Annotated in this window: 15 protein-coding genes and 1 pseudogene; 7 read left to right on the top strand and 9 right to left on the bottom strand. The window is 67.7% G+C overall.

The window, feature by feature from the left end:
* Positions 1 to 65 precede the first annotated feature (65 nt).
* The 3 genes and pseudogenes from L1087_RS09930 to L1087_RS09940 all read right to left on the bottom strand — a co-directional run.
* Positions 66 to 1,223 (bottom strand): annotated as a pseudogene (locus L1087_RS09930) (RelA/SpoT family protein); the annotation flags it as partial.
* A 17-nt stretch (positions 1,224 to 1,240) separates the two neighbouring features.
* Positions 1,241 to 3,562, bottom strand: coding sequence for a coiled-coil domain-containing protein (locus L1087_RS09935; protein ID WP_234558736.1), 2,322 nt, complete (start codon positions 3,560 to 3,562; stop codon positions 1,241 to 1,243).
* A 2-nt stretch (positions 3,563 to 3,564) separates the two neighbouring features.
* Positions 3,565 to 4,620 carry a mechanosensitive ion channel family protein gene (locus tag L1087_RS09940; RefSeq protein WP_234558738.1) on the bottom strand — a complete coding sequence of 352 codons (1,056 nt, stop codon included), beginning with the start codon at positions 4,618 to 4,620 and terminating at the stop codon, positions 3,565 to 3,567.
* Positions 4,621 to 4,652: 32 nt separating this feature from the next.
* On the opposite strand from L1087_RS09940, the gene hemQ reads away from it, so the two are divergent.
* A complete protein-coding gene (hemQ, locus tag L1087_RS09945) occupies positions 4,653 to 5,405 on the top strand; it encodes a hydrogen peroxide-dependent heme synthase (protein ID WP_234558740.1) in 753 nt (250 codons plus the stop codon).
* Entirely contained in the window at positions 5,402 to 5,890 is a 489-nt protein-coding gene (locus L1087_RS09950) for a chlorite dismutase family protein (RefSeq protein WP_234558742.1), read from the top strand. The genes hemQ and L1087_RS09950 overlap by 4 nt, the downstream gene beginning before the upstream one ends.
* On the opposite strand, the gene L1087_RS09955 is transcribed toward L1087_RS09950, so the two are convergent.
* From L1087_RS09955 to L1087_RS09965, 3 genes are read right to left on the bottom strand one after another with little or no spacing between them, the layout of a single operon-like run.
* Complete coding sequence (locus L1087_RS09955; RefSeq protein WP_267964853.1) at positions 5,887 to 6,501, bottom strand: PepSY-associated TM helix domain-containing protein; 615 nt, start codon at positions 6,499 to 6,501, stop codon at positions 5,887 to 5,889. The genes L1087_RS09950 and L1087_RS09955 overlap by 4 nt on opposite strands.
* Positions 6,479 to 7,018, bottom strand: coding sequence for a DUF2271 domain-containing protein (locus tag L1087_RS09960; protein ID WP_234558743.1), 540 nt, complete (start codon positions 7,016 to 7,018; stop codon positions 6,479 to 6,481). The genes L1087_RS09955 and L1087_RS09960 overlap by 23 nt, the downstream gene beginning before the upstream one ends.
* Positions 6,999 to 7,787 (bottom strand): FAD:protein FMN transferase, encoded by a 789-nt coding sequence (locus L1087_RS09965; protein WP_234558744.1) that lies wholly within the window; start codon positions 7,785 to 7,787, stop codon positions 6,999 to 7,001. Before L1087_RS09965 ends, L1087_RS09960 begins: the two co-directional genes overlap by 20 nt.
* An 85-nt stretch (positions 7,788 to 7,872) precedes the next feature.
* Here L1087_RS09965 and L1087_RS09970 point away from each other — a divergent pair, with 85 nt between their 5' ends.
* On the top strand, positions 7,873 to 8,532 hold the full coding sequence (locus tag L1087_RS09970; protein WP_234558745.1) for a response regulator transcription factor: 660 nt from the start codon (positions 7,873 to 7,875) through the stop codon (positions 8,530 to 8,532).
* A complete protein-coding gene (locus tag L1087_RS09975) occupies positions 8,522 to 9,742 on the top strand; it encodes a sensor histidine kinase (protein ID WP_234558746.1) in 1,221 nt (406 codons plus the stop codon). The genes L1087_RS09970 and L1087_RS09975 overlap by 11 nt, the downstream gene beginning before the upstream one ends.
* Here the strand turns inward: L1087_RS09975 and ruvA are convergent.
* Together ruvA and L1087_RS09985 are read right to left on the bottom strand one after the other, a co-directional pair.
* Positions 9,714 to 10,289: a Holliday junction branch migration protein RuvA gene (gene ruvA / locus L1087_RS09980; RefSeq protein WP_135260546.1), complete on the bottom strand. Its 576-nt coding sequence runs from the start codon at positions 10,287 to 10,289 to the stop codon at positions 9,714 to 9,716. The two genes, L1087_RS09975 and ruvA, sit on opposite strands and share 29 nt — an antisense overlap.
* Complete coding sequence (locus tag L1087_RS09985) at positions 10,286 to 11,050, bottom strand: enoyl-CoA hydratase/isomerase family protein (RefSeq protein ID WP_234558747.1); 765 nt, start codon at positions 11,048 to 11,050, stop codon at positions 10,286 to 10,288. Before L1087_RS09985 ends, ruvA begins: the two co-directional genes overlap by 4 nt.
* An 88-nt stretch (positions 11,051 to 11,138) precedes the next feature.
* On the opposite strand from L1087_RS09985, the gene L1087_RS09990 reads away from it, so the two are divergent.
* The 3 genes from L1087_RS09990 to lpdA are packed head-to-tail and all read left to right on the top strand — an operon-like array spanning position 11,139 to position 16,427.
* On the top strand, positions 11,139 to 13,838 hold the full coding sequence (locus L1087_RS09990) for a 2-oxoglutarate dehydrogenase E1 component (protein ID WP_234558748.1): 2,700 nt from the start codon (positions 11,139 to 11,141) through the stop codon (positions 13,836 to 13,838).
* A gap of 11 nt (positions 13,839 to 13,849) precedes the next feature.
* Positions 13,850 to 15,052, top strand: coding sequence for a 2-oxoglutarate dehydrogenase complex dihydrolipoyllysine-residue succinyltransferase (odhB, locus tag L1087_RS09995; RefSeq protein ID WP_234558749.1), 1,203 nt, complete (start codon positions 13,850 to 13,852; stop codon positions 15,050 to 15,052).
* 1 nt (position 15,053) lies between these two features.
* Entirely contained in the window at positions 15,054 to 16,427 is a 1,374-nt protein-coding gene (gene lpdA, locus L1087_RS10000; RefSeq protein ID WP_234558750.1) for a dihydrolipoyl dehydrogenase, read from the top strand.
* A gap of 50 nt (positions 16,428 to 16,477) precedes the next feature.
* On the opposite strand, the gene L1087_RS10005 is transcribed toward lpdA, so the two are convergent.
* A complete protein-coding gene (locus L1087_RS10005; protein WP_234558751.1) occupies positions 16,478 to 18,550 on the bottom strand; it encodes a S8 family serine peptidase in 2,073 nt (690 codons plus the stop codon).
* Positions 18,551 to 18,554 lie beyond the last annotated feature (4 nt).

The raw sequence follows: 18,554 nt of genomic DNA on the forward strand, positions 1-18,554 counted from the left end.
AGGGGTGGAGCGATATTACCTCCTGGAGTGAGAGGGGTGCGGAATGTGGGTTTGATTACTTTTTNGCTTTTAAGCCATGAAACCCGCCTTTTTAGCTCCTCGGGGTCGGTGAGGCCTTCCTTGTAAAGCCAGTGGGCAGCGATCCCGTACTCGGCCACGCGGTGCATCTTTTGGGTGCGGATCTGCACCTCCAGGGGAAGCCCTTCCAGGGCGATGACCGTGGTGTGGAGGGACTGGTAGCCGTTCGGCTTGGGCACGGCGATGTAGTCCTTGACCCGCCCGGGGATGGGCTGCCAGAGGGCGTGGACCAGGCCCAGCACGTGGTAACAGACCTGCTTTTCCCTCAAGGCCCTTCCTTCCTCCGTGAGGGCGGGCTTGGGGTCCAGGATGACCCGGACCGCCAAGAGGTCGTAGATCTGTTCCAGGGCCTTTCCCTCCCGCTCCATCTTCTTCCAGATGGAGTAGAGGTGCTTGGGGCGGCCCGTCACCTCCAGGCCTTGGAGCTGGGCCTGGAGGAGTTCATCCTTCCTTAGGGCTTCCTCCAGGACCGCCATGGCCTTTCGGATGATCTGTTCCCGGGCCTCCTGGGTTTCCCGGATGCGGGAAAGAAGGGTGTGGTAGGCCTCGGGGTGGAGGTAGCGGAAGGAAAGGTCCTCCAGCTCCCACTTGAGCTGCCCCATCCCCAGGCGGTGGGCCAGGGGGGCGTAGATCTCCAGGGTTTCCTGGGCGATGCGCTTTTGCTTCTCGGGGGGCATATGCTCCAGGGTGCGCAGGTTGTGCAGGCGGTCCGCCAGCTTCACGATGATGATGCGCACGTCCTCCGCCATGGCGATGAACATCTGGCGGAGGTCCTCGGCCCGTTTCTCCTCCCCCTCGAGGTTGGCCAGTTTGTAGAGCTTGCTGACCTTGGTCTCCCCCTCCACCAGCCTGCGCACCCCTGGCCCAAAGCGCCTTTCCAGCTCCTCGGGGGCCACCCCGCAATCCTCCAGGGTATCGTGGAGGAGGCCTGCCATCACGGTATCCGCATCCATGTGCAGGGAGGCCAGGATCTCCGCCACCGCCACCGGGTGGGTGATGTAGGGCTCCCCGCTTCTCCTGAGCTGGCCCCGGTGGGCCTCCTCGGCGAAAAGGTAGGCCTCCCGCACCTTTTCCCGCTCCCCTGCCGGGAGGTAGTCTAGGAGGGGTGCAAGCTTTTCCCAAAGAGCCGAGACGGATACCACCATTCTTCAGTGTAGCACCCTTAGGAGGTGAGCTCCATCAGGAAGGCGGACAAACTGGTTTTTTCCAGCAGGGCCACCAGGATGCGGCCCTTGCGGGGGGCCAGGACCAAGGCCTTCTCCCCCAGGAGGATGGCCGCAGGCCCCCGGGTCTGGCCCAGGCTTTTATCCAGCTGGTCCAGGGCCTGGACCAGGGCCTCCAGGGGCTCCCTGGGCAGGGGGAGGGCCTCCCCCAGGTAGCCCAGCACCTCCACCCCGGGAAGGCGCAAGGGGGCGAGGTCCGCCTCCAGGTCCATGGGAGAGGGTGCCTCCGGTGCCTTTGCCTGGGTTGGGGTTCTGCCCTGGTCGAAGATTCCCAGGAGGGCCTCGAGGTCCTCGCCCTTGATCTCCTGGAGCACGGCCTTGGCGGCCTCCTGCTCCCTTTCCAGTTCCCGCAGGAGGGCCTCCACCTGGCCCAGGGTCCTCTCCACCTGGAGGAGGCCTTGGGGTCCCAGCCGGGAAAGCTTTTCCTGGGCGCTTCTCAGCACCGGCAGAAGGGACCTCAGGCGGCGGCCCGTTTCGCTCTGGAACCCCTCGAGGCGGGCGTAAGCCTGGAAGAAGGCGGTGAGGCGCGTGGTGAGCTCCTCCCGCTTGGCCTCCATCCGCCGCTTCAAGGCCTCCAGGGCCCGGGCGATGGGGGTGGGATCAGGGAGGGGCTTGCCCTTTTCCTCGGCGATGGCCCGCAAGATCCCTTCCCCCCCGAAACCGCGGAAGCGCTCCGCCAGGGCCTGGAGGCGGGAGAGCTCCGAAAGGGCTTCCTGCCGAGCCTTGGCCCTGGCCTCCTCCAGGCTGGTTTGCAGGGCTCCCAGATCGGGAAGGCTTCCTTGGGCTAGGAGGGTTTCCGCCTCGGCCACCTTTTCCTTAAGGCCCAGGGCCAGGGCCTCGGGCTTTAGGGCCTCCAGGGCCTTGGCTGCCTCGGCGAGCTTGGCCCTTAGGGCGGCCTCCTCCCCCTGGGCCTTGAGGAGCTCGGCATACCGGGCCCGCACCTCGGGCAGCCGTTGGGGAAGGGCTTCCAGGGGAAGCGCCCTCAATTCCTCCAGAAGGGGACGGAAGGCTTCTCCCTTTTCCTCCAGCTCCGCCACCAGGGCTTCCTTTTCCTGGAGGAGGCGCTTTTCCTCCTCCGCCTTGCGCTGGGCCTCCCCCTCCAGGCGCCTGAGCTCCTCCTCCAGGGGAACGAGGTCGGGGTAGCCTCCCTCCTCCAGGGTTTCCTCCGCCAGCTGCAAAGCCTGTTGCAGGGGGAGCTTGGCTTCCTCGGGCAGGGAAAGGAGGCGCAGGGTCTCCTGAAGCTGGATCAGGCGGGCCCGCTTTTCCGCCCGCAGGTTTTTCTCGGCCTCCTGGAAGGCTTCCTCCAGGGCCTTGAGCTTCTCCCCCACGGGGGTGCCCGCATCCAAAAGGGCCTGGACCTCGGCGAGGAGGGGGCTTACCGTGGCCCTTTCCACCAGGGGGGCGTAGCGGCTTAAGAGTTCCTCCAGCCTGCGTTTCTCCTCCTCCAACTCCAGGGCCAGGATCCGCTGGCTGGCCTCCTGGGACAGGGCCTCGAGGTCCACCAGAAGCTCCCCTTCCAGCTCGGAGGCCTCCTCCACGGTGAGGAAGACGTCGGTGGGATGGGAGGGTGTTTCCGCCTGGGGTGGGGTTTCCGGGGGAGTTTCCTGGGTTTCAAAGACGATCTCCGGCAGGGTGGGGGCCTTGACGGCGCTGGACTCCAGGAACTTCCGTAGCTCCAGGGCCAGGCTCCGGGCCCGCTCCACCTCTGCCTGGGCCAGGATGCCCTCCCCCTGGGCCTGGCGTATGGTTTCCACCAGGCTCTCGAGCCTTCGCACCTTGGGCCCCCCCAGGTGGCGCACCCTTTCCAGGGCCTCCTCCAGGTGAGCCAGGTCCTTGGCCTGGCGCAGGAGGGCCTCCTCCAGCTTCTCCTCCAGGGCCTCCAAAAGCTCCTCTCCCTCCGCCAAAAGCCCGGGGTCTGGGGCCTGGCGCAGGCGGTTGACCAGGGCCCGGAGGCGGGCCACCTCCGGCCAGTCCACGTAGAGCCCGAAGCGCTTCAAGCCCTGCTCCAGCTTGGCCAGCCTGGTCCCTTGGTCTCCGATCTGGGCCAGCACCCCCTCCACCAGCCGCCGGGCCTCCTCCGGGCGCATGCGGGCCTGGAGCTCACGGTAGACCAAGCCCTTCAAGAGGTGAGCCCCATCCGCTGGGGTGAGCTCGGAAGGCCGTTTGCCCAGGCGCTTTAGCCCCTCCTCCAACACCGCTACGGCCCTGGTGCCTAGGTGAGGGTGGATGGCTTCCAGGATGGTTCCGTAGACGTCCAGCATCCCTACGCTCCTTTCTCCAGCCTAAGGGGTTCGCCGAAGTAGAGCTTTTGGTGGGGGTAGGGGATCTCGATCCCCTCCCGGTCCAGGCGGTTTTTGATGCGGCGGCGGAACTCCCGGGCCACCGCCCATTGCTGGGCGGGCTTGGTGTTGAAGAGGACGCGGATGACCACGGCGCTGTCGGCCAGCTCCTGCACCCCAAGGACCTGGGGGGGCTCGGTGAACTTCTCCTGCCACTCGGGGTCTTGGAAGAAGCGCTCCACCTCGTCCTGGAAGACGGGGAGGACCCGCTCCAGGTCCTCCTTGTAGGCCACGCTCACGTCCACCACCGCCCGGGCCCACTCCTGGGTCATCACCGTCACCTGGCGCACCTCGGAGTTGGGGATGAAGTGGACCCGGCCCTCCAGGTCGCGGAGCACGGTGAGGCGCAGGTTGAAGCGCTCCACCACCCCCCCCACGCTCCCGATCTGCACGATGTCCCCCACCCCGTACTGGTCCTCCAGGAGGATGAAGAAGCCGTTGATGAAGTCCCGGATCAGGTTCTGGGCGGCGAAGCTGATGGCCAGGCCCGCCACCCCCGCCCCCGCCAGCAGGGCGGTGACGTTGAAGCCCAGGTTGGAAAGGAGGAAGAGCCCCCCCAGGGTGAGGATGGCCACCTTTAGCACCGAGTCGGCCACCGCCCTCAGGGTTTTGCGGCGCACCACTTCCCGGGTGAGCTCCCCTTCAGGCTCGGGGAGGCGGGCGAGGAGAAGGGGGATGAGGCGGTAGCCCAGGAAGGTGAGGCCCACCACCGCCAAAGCCGCCAGTCCCCGGCTTCCCAGCCACTGGGCGAGGGCCTTGCCCCAGGTGGCCAGGGGCTCCAGGGGCCAGGCGAGGGCGTGGGCCAGGTAGCTTAGGGCCAACAGGGCCACCACCCCCCACCAGAGGAAGCCCAGGGCCCGGAAGAAGCGGTCGTCCCGCTCCGTGGGGGTGAGGCGCCCTAGGGCGCTTAAGGCCCTGGCTCCGTAGCGGCCTAGAAGCCAGGCCAGGAGGAGGGCGAGGGCTACGTGTAGGGCCACCATGGTGGGAGTATATCCCCGGGTATATTGGGGGCATGGGAGGTTATATTCCTGAGCCCACCTTCACCCTCGAGGGCTGGCACATCCTCCACGACTTCCGCCGCCTGGACTATCCCGCTTGGTTTGCCGCTTCTCCCCAGGAGCGTCAGGCGGCCTGGGGGGAGCTTTCGGAAATCCTGGGGGAGTGGGAAAAGGTGGAGGCGGAGGGCAAAGGGTCCTTCGGCGTGTACCAGGTGATCACCCCCAAGGCCGACCTCCTCTTCCTGAACCTTAGGGAGAACCTGGATGCCCTCCTGGAGGTGGAGGCCAGGCTCAACAAGAGCCGTTTCGCCCGCTACTTAACCCCTGCCTACGGGTTTTACTCCGTGGTGGAGCTGGGGAGCCAGACGGGGCCTTTGGACCCCGAAGCCCCCTACATCAAGCCCCGCCTCACCCCCCAGGTGCCCAAGGGGGGGTATGTCTGCTTCTACCCCATGAACAAGCGCCGCCAGGGCCAGGACAACTGGTACCTGCTTCCCGCCCGGGAGAGGGCCGAGCTCATGAAGGCCCACGGGGAGACGGGCCGCAAGTACCAGGGGAAGGTCCTGCAGGTGATCAGCGGGGCCCAGGGCCTGGACGACTGGGAGTGGGGGGTGGACCTCTTCAGCGAGGACCCCATCCAGTTCAAGAAGATCGTCTACGAGATGCGCTTTGATGAGGTCTCCGCCCGCTTCGGGGAGTTCGGGCCCTTCTACGTGGGCAAATACCTCACCGCGGAGGCCCTGGCCCGCTTCCTGGAGGTGGTATGAGGCTTTGGGCCTTTGGCCTCTTCCGGGTCTTGCCGGAATTCCGCCGCCTCGAGGCCGAGCTCCAGGAGCACCTTAAAGAGGAGTTCGCCCAGTTCCTGGCTCGCTGGCAGGAAAAGGAGGGCTTCCTCCAGGTCTACAGCCTGGTGGGGCTTTCCTCCGAGGCTGACTTCCTCCTCTGGCAGGGGGCCTCGCACCCCAAGGCCCTCCAGGCCCTGAGGAGGGAGATGCACCGCACCCGCCTCATGGGGTTTCTGGAGTCTGTGGCCCTTTACCTGGACCGGGGGGAGGGGGAGCCAGGGGAGGAGTCTCTGGCCCTTTTCCCCTTTGGCCTGGAGGTAGGCTCGCCCGAGGGAGCGAGGGTCTTCCAAGGGGAGGGGCTTTTGGCCCTCGAGGGGCCCTGGGAGGTGCTCTTTCCCCTGGCCCTGCGGGAAGGGGGGTACCTCGCCGCCCGGCGCACCCCCAGGGAGCTTCTGGACGAGCTTTAAAGGGAGGCCCAGAGGGCCAGACCCCCGAAGAGGAGAAGGCCCAGAAGCAGGGTGAGGAGGGCCGCCCGCCTCGTCTTGCGCAGGAAAAGGCCCAGGAACAGCCCGGTGAGGCTCACCAGGGCCAGGAAGAGGGCGGAAGCGTCCAAGGCCCACCGCCAGGCCCCCGGGGTGTCCCGGCCCTTGTGCAGGTCGTTTAAAGCGGCCACCAGGCCCGCCTCCGTGAGGGTCAGGGTGTAGGCCCCGCTCCTCGGGTCCACCTGGGCGTCGGCCCCGTAGCCGGGGGCGCGGAAGGAAAGCCACACCGCCCCCCCGCCCTCCCCGTGCTCCGCTACCCGGCCCCGCAGGCCCAAAGCCCGCAGGTCCTCCGCCAGGCGGAGCCAGTCCACGGCTTCCCCCTGCAGGTAAGGGGCTCCGGGAAGGGTGCCCGACGCCTTCCGCACCCGCCCCTCCCCGAACCACTCCGGGTGGTTCAGGGTGAGGCCGGTGAGGGCGAAGAAGAGGAGGGAGAGGAGGGCCAGCATGGAGAGGTAGAGGTGGAGGGTCCGGGCCCAGGCATAGAGCCGGGCCCGCAGGGGGCCCACCCCACCCTTAGCCCTTCCGGCGGTAATCAAGGACCACCTCCTTGAGTTCCCCCTGGAGGGGGTAAGTCTTCTGGAAGGGCTTTTCCCCGATCTCCACCCTTTCCCGGAAGAGCTCGTAGGGGCCGTGCTCCCGGGCGTACTCCACGCACACGTAGTAGGTGCCCTGGGCCACTCCCCTTCCCCGGTCATCCCGCCCGTCCCAGGCCACGGCGTAGCGGCCGGGAGGGCGGGTGGGGCCGGAAAGGGTGCGCATCTTTTCCAGATCTGCCAGGCCGAAGTAGCGCCTCAGCTCGTTCCACCAGCGTTCCCCCTTCCCGGGCATGAGGAAGAGGGCCAGGGTCCGGACCAGGTTGCCCCGCTCGTCCTCCACGTAGGCCGCCACGTAGGGGGCCCGGTAGCGGAACCCCCCGCCCTCGTAGGCAAAGCGGACCTGAAGCTCCATACCCTCAGGCCAAGCCTTTCCTTGAGCCTTGGCGAGGCCTAGGACCAGGGCACCCCCCAGGAGTTTTCTAAAAAGATTCCTGCGGCTATAGTAGCGTTTCAGCATGATTCCCTCCTGCATGTGGGCCGGTGAGGGGGCCTTGGGGGGTCAAAAGAAGCCCCCGGGCGCCAAAGGCCTGAAGTACCGGGAAGCCTTCCGGGCCCAAAACGAAAAGGGCCTTGGCCAGGCCGTCGGCCAAAAGGGCGCTTGAAGCCTGGACCGTGGCCTGAAGGCCCTGGGCAGGTTGACCCACGCGGGGGTCCAGAAGGTGACGGCCCTTGTGGCGGATGCCGCTGGTGGCAACCCCGCCTTGTTCCAGGTGAAGAACGAAGATGGGCGGGGTGTTGTCGGGGCCGAGGGGCTGTTCCACCCCTACCTCCGCCTTCCCAGGGCCCAGGCGGGCCAGGTCCCCGCCCAGGTTCACCAGGGCGGACCGGGCCCCCGCCTGGATGGCCGCTTGGGTTGCTCGGTCGGCGATGTAGCCCTTGGCCAGGCCGTCCAAGTCCAGGGGAGCCAAGACCTCCACCTCATCTCCCCGGAAGCGCAAGGCTTCTCCGCCATGAAAAGGCGCCGGATGGAAGGCTCCTCCCGTGGCTTCCTGAAGGGCTAGGGCCGTGGCCAACACCTCCCGCATCTCCGGGCTCGGCCGACCTCCCCCTTGGCGGACCAGGCGGGTGAGCTCGCTTTCCCTGTGGCGGCTGAAGAGGCCCTCGAGCCTTTGCACTTCCCTCAGGATCGCCTGGAAGACCCTTTGCGCCTTCCACGGGGGTACGTGAACCTGAACCTCCAGGAAACTTCCCAGGATGCTTTCCCACCTGGCCCCGTACCGGCCCATGCCCTAAAGGGTAGGGGAGGGCGGTTAGGTGAGGGTTAGCCTGGCCCATAACCTCCGCCTAACCGCGGGGGGGCATACTGGAAGTGTGCAGGTTTTCCTCCTCGAGGACGAGCCCCGCCTGGGCCGGGCAGTGGAGGGAGCCCTTAAGGCCCAAGGCTACGGGGTGCGCTGGGCCAAGGGTTTGGAGGAGGCTAGGGATGCCTTCTTAGAGCTGGAACCCGACCTCATGGTGCTGGATGTGCGCCTGCCCGAGGATCCCGACGGGGGCTTCCGCTTCGCCCAGGAGGTGCGCCAGGCAGGGTACAAGGGGCCCATCCTGTTCCTCACCGCCCGGGATACCCTCGAGGACCGGGTCTTCGGCCTGGACCTGGGCGGGGACGATTACCTGGTGAAGCCCTTCCACCTGGAGGAGCTTCTCGCCCGGGTGCGGGCCCTGTTGCGCCGGGGGGCGGAGGCCAAGGCCAGCCGGGTGCGCCTAGGGCCTTTGGAGGTGGACCTGGCGGGGCGGGCGGTCCGCCACCGGGGCCGGCGGGTGGACCTTTCCCTTAAGGAGTTCGCCCTCCTGGAGGTCTTCCTCCTCCATCCTGGCCGTGTCTTCTCCCCGGAGGAGCTGGCGGAAAAGGTCTTTGGGGATGTGGAAAAGGTGGGGGCGGTGAAGGTGTACATCCACTACCTGAGGCAGAAGCTTCATCCGCAGGTCATACGCACCGTACCCGGGGGGTACCGGCTTGGCCATGAGCCTTAGGGCCCGTTTAGCCCTTTTCCTGGCCCTTTCCATTGGGCTTGCCCTCCTCTTTCAGGGGGCCTTGAGTTACCTGGCCTTCAAGCGCCTCCTCGAGGCCGACCTGGACCGCTCCCTCCTCTTCTTCGTGGGGGCCCTCTCGGAGGGCCGGAGGCCCCCAAGGGGCGAGTTTGCCTTCCGCCTGGTGCGGGGGGAGGAGGCGCACCAAAGTCCCAACTTTCCAGACTGGCCGCGGCTTACCCCAGGGGCCTATTGGCGGGAAGGGTGGCGGGTCTTGGTGCTGGAGGTGCCGGGGGGCACCCTCACCGTGGCCCGCTACGACCCGGGGGCGGTGGCCGCTTTGCAAAGCTTCCGCCTGGCCCTTTTGGGGACCGGGGGAGCGCTTACCCTGCTTTTCGCCCTCTTGGCCTCGAGGGTGGCCCAAGTGGCCCTCCGCCCCCTTTCCCGTCTCACCGAGGTGGCCCAAAGGGTGGCGGACTCCGGGGACCTCTCCCACCGGGTGGAAGCTAAGGGAAGCGGAGAGCTTAAGGCTTTGGCGGAGAGCTTCAATCACATGCTGGAGCGGCTCCAGGCTTTTCTGGACCGGGAGCGCCGCTTCACCCGGGACGCGGCCCACGAGCTGAGAACCCCGGTGGCCGCCGCCTTGGCCCAGGTGGAGGGGGCGGAGGCCGGGTACCTGCCCAAGGAGGAAGCCCTCCAGGCGGCCAAGGAGGAGCTTTTGCGCATGAAGCGCCTGGTGGAGGCCCTTTTGGTCCTGGCCCGGGAGGGGCGGGTGGAGCGGGTGGGGCTGGACCTGGCGGCCCTGGCCCGGCAGGAAGCGGAGGCCTTCCGCGTGCCCTACCAGGGGCCGGAGGCCCTGCCCTTCCTTGGGGACCCCCTCCTCCTGGCCCAGGCCCTCCGGAACCTCTTGCAGAACGCCCGCCTCCACGGGGAGGGGCGGGGGGTGGAGGTAGCCCTCCGGGAAGAGGGACAGGAGGCGGTCCTGGAGGTGCGGGACCAGGGCCCGGGGATGCCGGAGGAGGCCCTTAAGGAGGCGGGGAGGCCCTTCTTCCGGGCCTCAGGCAAGCCCGGGGAGGGGCTTGGCCTCTCCGTGGCCCAGAAGGTGGCCGAAGCCCACGGGGGGCGGCTGGAGCTCCTCGCCAACCGCCCTTCCGGCCTGGTGGCCCGCCTGCGGTTACCCCTCCCTACCGGAGGCGCTTCAGGGCCTCCTTGATGAGCTCCTGGGCCTTGGCCGAGGGGCGCTTGGCCAGAAGGTCCAGGACCACCCCTCGGGCCTGGCCCTCCTTGAAGCCCAAGGCGGTGAGGGCCAGGATGGCCTCCTCTGCCGCTTCGCTTTCCACCTTTGGCCCGGTGAGTAGGCTTGGGGGCACCTTCCCCTTGAGCTCCAGGGCGATGCGCTCGGCGAGCCTTTTGCCCACGCCGCTTGCTGCAGTGAGGAGCCTCAGGTCCCCCTCCGCCAGGGCCCGGGCCAGGAGCTTAGGCCCTAGGGCGGAGAGGAGGGCAAGGGCCGCCTTGGGCCCCACCCCGCTCACGGAAAGGAGGAGCTCAAAGAGGAGGAGGCTTTCCTCGTCGGGAAAGCCATAGAGAAAGAGGCCTTCCTCCCGAAGCTGGAGGTGGGTGTGGACGCCTACCTCCTGGCCTTCTTTGAGGCTTTGCAGAAAGGTCTGGGGGGCCTGCACCAGGAAGCCCACCCCGTTCACCAGAAGGAGAAACCCCCCTTCCTCCCTCTTCAGGACCGTGCCCCGTAGGTAGCGGATCATCGGCCCACGAACCTGGGCGGGCGCTTTTCCCTAAAGGCCCTTACCCCTTCCTCGTGGTCCTGGGTGCGGCCAGCCTCCCCCTGGAGGATGGCCTCCAAGGAAAGGGCCTCGGTGAGGGAAAGCCGGTAGGTTTCCAGAAGGAGCTTCCGGGTGAGGGCATAGGCCCGCGTGGGGCCTTGGGCCAGCTCTTTGGCCACTGCCAGGGCCTCCTCCAGAAGCCTTTCCCCCGGCACCACCCGGTGCACCAGGCCCAGGGCCAGGGCTTCTTCCGCCGAGAGCCTGGGGGAGAGGAGGAGGAGTTCCTGGGCCTTGGCCAGGCCCACCAGGCGGGGCAGGAGGAAGCTCATCCCCGAGTCCGGCACCAGGCCGATGCGCACGAAGGCAGTGGTGAAGGTGGCCTCCTGGGCGGCCAAGCGGTAGTCCCCCCAAAGGGCCAGGCTCATTCCCGCCCCCGCCGCTGCTCCGTTCACCGCAACCACTAGGGGCTTTTCCAAGGCGGCCATGGCCTCCACCACCCGGTTGTAGCGGCGGAGGTGGGCCTCGTAGTCGGGCTTTTCCTCCCCAAACTCCCCTAGGTCCTGCCCCGCGGAAAAGGCCCGGCCCGCTCCGGTGAGGAGGAGGGCCCGGACCCCGGGGTCCTCCTGGGCCTCCTTGAGGGCCTGGTAGAGCTCGTCCAGCAGGGCACCGGTTAGGGCGTTCAGCTTTTCCGGCCGGTTGAGGATGAGGATAAGGACGCCCTCCTGTCTCTCCTTCAGAACCATGGCCCTATTGTAAAGGTCCTAAAGCACCTACACCGCTTTTTGGTGTAGCGTAGATGAAGGGGTGTATGCCCCCTTCTTGGGAGGTAGGATGGAGCTCACGTTGGAAAGCCAAGGCTACCTGGAGGCCCTCTACCGGGCCTACCTGGAGGATCCCTTTTCCTTGCCGGAGGAATGGCGGCGCTACTTCTCTGCCCTCACCCTGGAGGGTTCCCGACGAGAACCCCAGGGGGACGGCCGAAGAACCACCCCCGCTCCCCTGGCCGAGACGGTGGACCTGGCCTTCCTCCTCAAGGTGGAGCGCCTGGTCCAGGCCTACCGGGAGCTGGGCCACCTGGCGGCTCGGATCGACCCTTTGGGGCGGGAACGGCCCAGGCCCAAGGAGCTTTCCCTGGAGGCCCACGGACTTTCCCAGGAGGATCTCTCTAGGTCCCTTCCCCCCTTCTTCGGCGCCCCCACCCTAGGGGATCTCCTGGGCCGCCTGGAGGCGGTTTACCTAGGCCCGGTGGGGTTTGAGGTGGTCCATACCGAGCCCGAGGAGCGGGCCTGGCTTCTTTCCCGCCTCGAGGCCCCCTGGCCCAAGCCTCCCCGCGAGGTGCGCCGGCGCATGTTGGAGCGCCTGATGCAGGCGAGCCTCTTCGAGGCCTTCCTGCAACGCAAGTACCTGGGGGCCAAGACCTTCAGCCTCGAGGGCCTGGAAAGCCTTGTTCCCCTTCTTCTGGAAGCGGTGGAGGAAGCTGCCCGCCACGGGGTTAGGGAGGTGGTCCTGGGCATGGCCCACCGGGGGCGGCTCAACGTCCTGGCCCACGTGGTGGGCAAGCCCTTCGAGCGCATCTTCCGCGAGTTCGAGGAGATCTTCCCCGAGGGCTACTCCGGGGATGTGAAGTACCACCTGGGCTTCTCCAACGACCTCACCACCGCCTTCGGGAAGGTGCACGTTTCCCTCAACTTCAACCCCAGCCACCTGGAGTTCGTGAACCCCGTGACCCTGGGGCGCCTTCGGGCCAAGCAGGACCGCTTCGGGGACCGGGAGCGGAAGAGGGGCTTGGCCATCCTGGTCCACGGGGACTCGGCCTTCATCGGGGAGGGCATTGTCCAGGAGACCCTAAACCTCTCCCGGCTTCCCGGCTACCGGGTGGGGGGGACCCTCCATGTGGTGGCCAACAACCAGTTGGGCTTCACCACCCTGCCCGAGGAGTACACCTCCTGCCGCTACCCCACGGACATCGCCAAGATGGTGGGGGCCCCTGTCTTTCACGTGAACGCCGAGGCCTTGGACGAGCTTTGGTTCGTCCTGCGCCTGGCCCTGGAGTACCGCCAGCGCTTTGGTAAGGACGTGGTCATCGACCTGGTGGGCTACCGCCGCCGGGGCCACAACGAGACGGACGAGCCCACCTTCACCCAGCCTTCCATGTACGCCCTCATCTCCAAAAAGCCCGAGCCCTGGAGGGTCTATGGGGATAGGCTCCTTGCCGAAGGGGTGGTGGCGGAAGGGGAGCTTAAAGCCAAGGAGGAAGCCTACCTGGCGAACCTGGAGAGCGAGTTCGCCCGGGTCAAGGCGGAGCCGGGCCCTGTGGTGCCCCACGGGCTTTCCGGGATCTGGCAGGGGTATGTGGGCGGGCCCGACCACCTGGTGGCCGAGGTGGACACCGGGGTGCCAAAGGAGGCGTTAAAGGATCTCCTCCTTCGCTTGAGCACCGTGCCCGAGGGCTTCCAGGTGCATCCCAAGCTAAAGCGGTTCCTCGAGGCCCGAAGGGAGATGGCCGAGGAAGGGCGCCCCCTGGACTGGGCCGCGGCCGAGGCCCTGGCCTTCGCCTCCCTGGCCGCCGAGGGGCACCGGGTGCGCCTCACGGGCCAGGACGCCCTCAGGGGCACCTTCACCCAGCGCCACGCCGCCCTCTACGACTACCAGACGGGCAGGCCCTATATCCCCCTGCAACACCTGGCCGAGGGGCAGGCGGAGGTGGAGATCCATAACTCCCCCCTCTCCGAGGCCGGGGTGCTGGGCTTTGAGTACGGGTACAGCCTGGACTACCCCGAGGCCCTGGTCCTCTGGGAGGCCCAGTTCGGGGACTTCGTCAACGTGGCCCAGGTCTACATCGACCAGTTCCTGGCCAGCGCCGAGGCCAAGTGGAACCGGCTTTCCGGCCTGGTCCTCCTCCTGCCCCACGGCCTCGAGGGGCAGGGCCCCGAGCACTCCTCCGCCCGGCTGGAGCGCTTCCTGCAACTGGGGGCCCAGGATAACCTCCAGGTGGCCTACCCCACCACCCCCGCCCAGTTCTTCCACCTCCTGCGCCGCCAGGTGAAGCGCAAAATCCGCAAGCCCCTCGTGGTCCTCACCCCCAAAAGCCTCCTCCGCCACCCCGAGGTGGTTTCCTCCTTGGAGGAGTTCGCTCAAGGGCGCTTCCAGAAGGTGATCCCGGAAAGGGTCAAGGGCGCCAGGAAGGTCCTCCTTACCTCGGGCAAGGTCTACTACGACCTCCTGCAGAAGCGCCGGGAGTTAGGGGCGGAGGACGTGGCCATCCTAAGGCTGGAACTCCTCTACCCCTTCCCCGAGGCCGAGCTTAAGGAGGCCTTGGGCTTCTACCCCAAGAAGACCCCGGTGGTCTACGTCCAGGAGGAGCCCGTGAACCAGGGGGCCTGGTGGTACCTCTCCGCCCGTTTCTGCGGAGAGATCTACGGCCACCCCTTCGGCGTGGTGGCCCGCCCCGAGTCCCCGAGCCCCGCGGTGGGCTCCTCCAAGGTGCACAAGCTGGAACAGGAAAGGCTTTTGGAAGAGGCCTTCAAGTGAGGAGGTAAGCGGTGCAAGAGCTGAAAGTGCCCTCCGTGGGTGAGTCCATTGTGGAAGTGGAAATCGGCGCTTGGCTGAAGCGGGAAGGGGAGAGCTTTGCCCAGGACGAGCCCCTGGTGGAGCTCATCACCGACAAGGCCACCCTCGAGCTCCCCGCCCCCTTTGCGGGAACCCTTGCCAAGATCCTGAAGGGCACCGGGGAGACGGCCCGGGTGGGGGAGGCCATCGCCCTCTTGGAGGCGGGGGCGCAGGCGGCCGCCCCGGCCCCCCAGGCCCCGGCGGAGGCGGCCAAGGCCCCCGAGCCCCTGGCCATGCCCGCCGCCGAGCGCCTCCTGCGGGAGGTGGGGGTGGCCCCTGAGGCGGTCCAGGGCACGGGCCTAGGGGGGCGCATCCTCAAGGAGGACGTGCTCCGCCACCTGGAGGCCCAAGCGGCTTCCGCTCCCGCGCCCACGCCGCCTCCTGCTCCGGCCCCCGCACCCGCTCCGGCGGCCCAGCCCCCCGCCGACCGCCCCTGGCGGGTGAGCGAGGCGGTGCCCATGAGCCCTTTGCGCCGCCGCATCGCCGAAAGGCTCCTTTTGGCCCGGCAGACCACGGCCATGCTCACCACCTTCAACGAGGCGGACATGTCCGCGGTCATCGCCCTCAGGAAGGAGCTGGGCGAGGCCTTCCAGAAGAAGCACGGGGTACGGCTTGGCTTCATGAGCTTCTTCGTGAAGGCCGTGGTCCAGGCCCTGAAGGAGATTCCTGAGCTGAACGCCGAGATCCGGGACAACACCATCGTTTACCACCGCTACTACGACATCGGGGTGGCTGTGGGCGGGGGCGAGGGGCTGGTGGTGCCCGTCTTGCGGGATGCCGACCGGCTTTCCTTCGCCGAGATCGAGCGCCAGATCGCGGACTTCGCCGAAAGGGCCCGCAGCAAAAAGCTCAAGCCCGAGGAGCTCATGGGGGGCACCTTCACCATCACCAACGGCGGGGTCTACGGCTCCCTGAACTCCACCCCCCTCCTCAACCCGCCCCAGGTGGGCATCCTGGGCATGCACGCCATCCAGGAGCGCCCCGTGGCCCGGGACGGCCAGGTGGTGATCCGGCCCATGATGTACCTGGCCCTCTCCTACGACCACCGCATCGTGGACGGGCGGGAGGCGGTCACCTTCCTGCGCCGGGTGAAGGAGCTGGTGGAAAACCCCGTGCGCCTGATGCTGGAGGTCTAGCGTGGAGGCCTACGACCTGTTGGTGATCGGGGCGGGCCCCGGGGGGTACGTGGCCGCCATCCGCGCCGCCCAGCTGGGGATGCGGGTGGGGGTGGTGGAGAAGGAAAAGGCCTTAGGGGGCACCTGCCTGCGGGTGGGGTGCATCCCCTCCAAAGCGCTTTTGGAGACCACCGAGCGCCTCTACGAGGCCAAAAAGGGCCTCATCGGGGCCAGGGTGGAGGGCCTCACCCTGGACCTTCCCGCCCTCATGGCCCACAAGGACCGGGTGGTTCAAGCCAACACCCAGGGCATCGACTTCCTCTTTCGGAAAAACGGCATCGCCCGCCACCAGGGGACGGCCCGCTTCCTTTCGGATCGGAAGGTTTTGGTGGAGGAAACCGGGGAGGAGCTTTCCGCCCGCTTTATCCTCATCGCCACGGGAAGCGCCCCCCTCCTCCCCCCCTGGGCAGAGGTGGATTTTGAGCGGGTGGTGACCTCCACCGAGGCCCTGAGTTTCCCCGAGGTGCCGGAAAGGCTCATCGTGGTGGGGGGCGGGGTGATCGGCCTCGAGCTCGGGGTGGTCTGGCACCGCCTGGGGGCTAAGGTCACCGTGCTGGAGTACCTGGACCGCATCCTCCCCACCATGGACGCCGAGCTTTCCCGGGCGGCGGAGCGGGTCTTCCGCAAGGAGGGGCTGGAGATCCGCACCCGGGTGAGGGTGCAGGCGGTGCGCCCCGAGGGGAAGGGGGCCCGGGTGGAGCTGGAGGGGGGCGAGGTCCTCGAGGCGGACCGGGTCCTCCTGGCCGTGGGCCGTAGGCCTTACACGGATGGCTTGGGCTTGGAAAGCGCTGGGCTAGCCACCGACGAGCGGGGCCGCATCCCCGTGGACGAACACCTCCGCACACGGGTGCCCCACATCTACGCCATCGGGGACGTGGTGCGGGGCCCCATGCTGGCCCACAAGGCCAGCGAGGAGGGCATCGCCGCGGTGGAGCACATGGTGCGGGGCTATGGCCACGTGGACTACTTGGCCATCCCCAGCGTGGTCTACACCCACCCCGAGGTGGCCGGGGTGGGGTACACCGAGGAGGAGCTAAAAGCGCAGGGCATCCCCTATAAGGTGGGCAAGTTCCCCTACTCCGCTTCGGGCCGCGCCCGGGCCATGGGGGAGACGGAGGGCTTTGTTAAGGTCCTGGCCCACGCCCAGACGGACCGCATCCTGGGGGTCCACGGGATCGGGGCCCGGGTGGGGGACGTCCTGGCCGAGGCCGCCCTGGCCCTCTTCTTTAAGGCCAGCGCCGAGGACGTAGGCCGGGCCCCCCACGCCCACCCCTCCCTCTCGGAGATCCTCAAGGAGGCCGCTTTGGCGGCCTGGGAGAAACCCATCCACCTTTAGGCAAAAGCGCGGCCCCGGCCAGGCACGCCTGGCCGGGGCTCGGTTTTTGCTCAGTTGGTTTTGACCAGCTCCAGGCGGTACTTGTTGAAGGGGCTATCGTCGGAGGCGGTGGGGTTGCTGGCGATAGTGTAGCTGGTCACCACCAGGTAGTAGGTGCCGCTTGCAGGCAGGGTAAAGGCGATTTCCGAGTCGGTGATCTGGCCCGGTACCAGATCGTCGTTTTCCGCCAAAACGTTCCCCTCAGCGTCCAGGAGGAAGAGGTAGGAGTCCAAGGTGCCGCCGAGGCTGGACTTGGCGTAGACCCGGGCCCGGATCTGGTCGCCTGCGGTTCCGGTGAAGGTGAAGAAGTCAAAGTCCCGGGGCTGGCCGAAGATGTAGGCGAGCTGGGTAAGGGTGCCGTAGGCGATGGGCTTGGCCTGGGCCAGGTTATCGTTGGGCTCGTAGGGGTCGGTGGGGTTGAGGTTGACCTCGGCGGCGTTCAGGCGCACCAGCTTGAAGTCGGGGTTGCCAGCGTGGGAGCCAGAAGTGGCCACCAAGGTGCCCACGAAGGTGCCCCGCTCCTCGGGGAGCCCGCCGGTGAGGGCGAGGTCGGCCCCGGCCACGTAGATGTCGTACTCCCCGGGGGCGATCTCGTAGAACCAGGCCTCGCCGTTTAGGTCGGTGCGGGCCCAGTAGACCGGGGTAGGGTCGGTGGGGTCGCCGGGCCGCAGGCCCTTGCCCCGCAGGATCACGTCCGCCAGGAGGCCAGGGAAGAGGCCGTTTTCGTTGAGGTACTCCACCTTCACCCGCACCACCGAGCCCTTGGGAGGTAAAGCGGCGCAGCCCTGGCGAAGCAGGTCGGCCAGGTTGCCAGCGTTCAGATGGCCCCAGCCCTTTTCCCGGGAGAAGCTTCTTTCCCAGGTGGTGGACTCCAGGGCCCGGCGCACCTGGTAGGGGGTAGCCTGCGGGCAGGCCGCCTTGACCAAGGCGGCGGCAGCGGCGGTGTAGGGGCCCGAGAAGGAGGTGCCGGAGATGAGGCCGTAGCCCCCTCCCAGCCAGGTGGGGTTGGCGAGGAGTACGTCCAAGCCAGGGGCAGCGCTGGACACGTGGCGCCCGTAGGTGGAAAAGTCGGTTTTGTTGCGGTTGCCGTCTGCGGCCACCGAGGCGATGAGGCCCGGGTAGCCCGCGGGGGTGCGCACTTCGTCCTTGGAGGAGTTGCCCGCGCTGGCCACCACCACCACGCCGTTGGCCAGGGCGTAGTCAAAGGCTTCCTTCACCAGGTTGCCGTAGCCCAGGCCGCCCCAGGAGTTGTTGAGCACCTGGGCGCCGTTGTTCACCGCCCAGACGATGCCCCGGGCCACGTAGAAGTCGCCCACGTAGCTGGGTTGGAAGATGGCCACCGGGAGGAACTTGGTCTTGGGGGCGAGGCCGGCGATGCCCTGGCCGTCGCGGGGAGCGCTCACGGCGGAGGCCACGAAGGTGCCGTGGTAGGTGTTGGCGGGGTCGTTGGCGGTGGCGAAGTTCACCCAGGCGGCAGGGTCCGTGAAGACGGTGTTGCTCACGGGGTCGTAGGCCTTGCCCGCCCAGTTGGCGGCCAGGTCGGGGTGGGTCACGTCGGCGGGATCGTCGATGATGGCCACCGTGACCCCTTCCCCTTCAAAGCCCAGGTCCCAGGCCCGCTTGGCGTCCAGGTGGCGGGGGTCCAGGGCGTACTGGGGGAGGGCGTCCAGGATCTGGTCCGCTGGGTTGGCGAGGGGCGAAAGGCTATCCGAGCGCCCTCGAGGGGCCTCCACAGGGTCATCCTTGGGAGGGGTGGCTTGGGCGAAATGGGGCTCGGCGTAGCGCACCCCCTTCGCGCCCCGAAGGGCACGGCTGGCCTTGAGGGCGTCCCCCGGGACCTGGAGCAGGGCCGCTTTCAGCTCGGGGATGCGGGCCAGCTCCTTGGCGCCGAGCTTCTTGATGGCTTCCTCAAGGGTAGCCTCGTCCTGGTAGCCCACCACCACCTGCCCCTGGAAGTGGCGGACGCCTTCGGAAGTGACCGTCACGCCGGGCGTGGCCGGGGAGCGGGTTTGGGCAGGCGGCTGGGAGCAGGCGCCTAGCAGGGCGGCGAGGCCGAGAGCAAGGGTCAAGCGTAGAGCCTTCATCTTC

It is taken from the genome of Thermus tengchongensis (assembly GCF_021462405.1).
In the GTDB taxonomy this organism is placed as follows: Bacteria; Deinococcota; Deinococci; order Deinococcales; family Thermaceae; genus Thermus; species Thermus tengchongensis.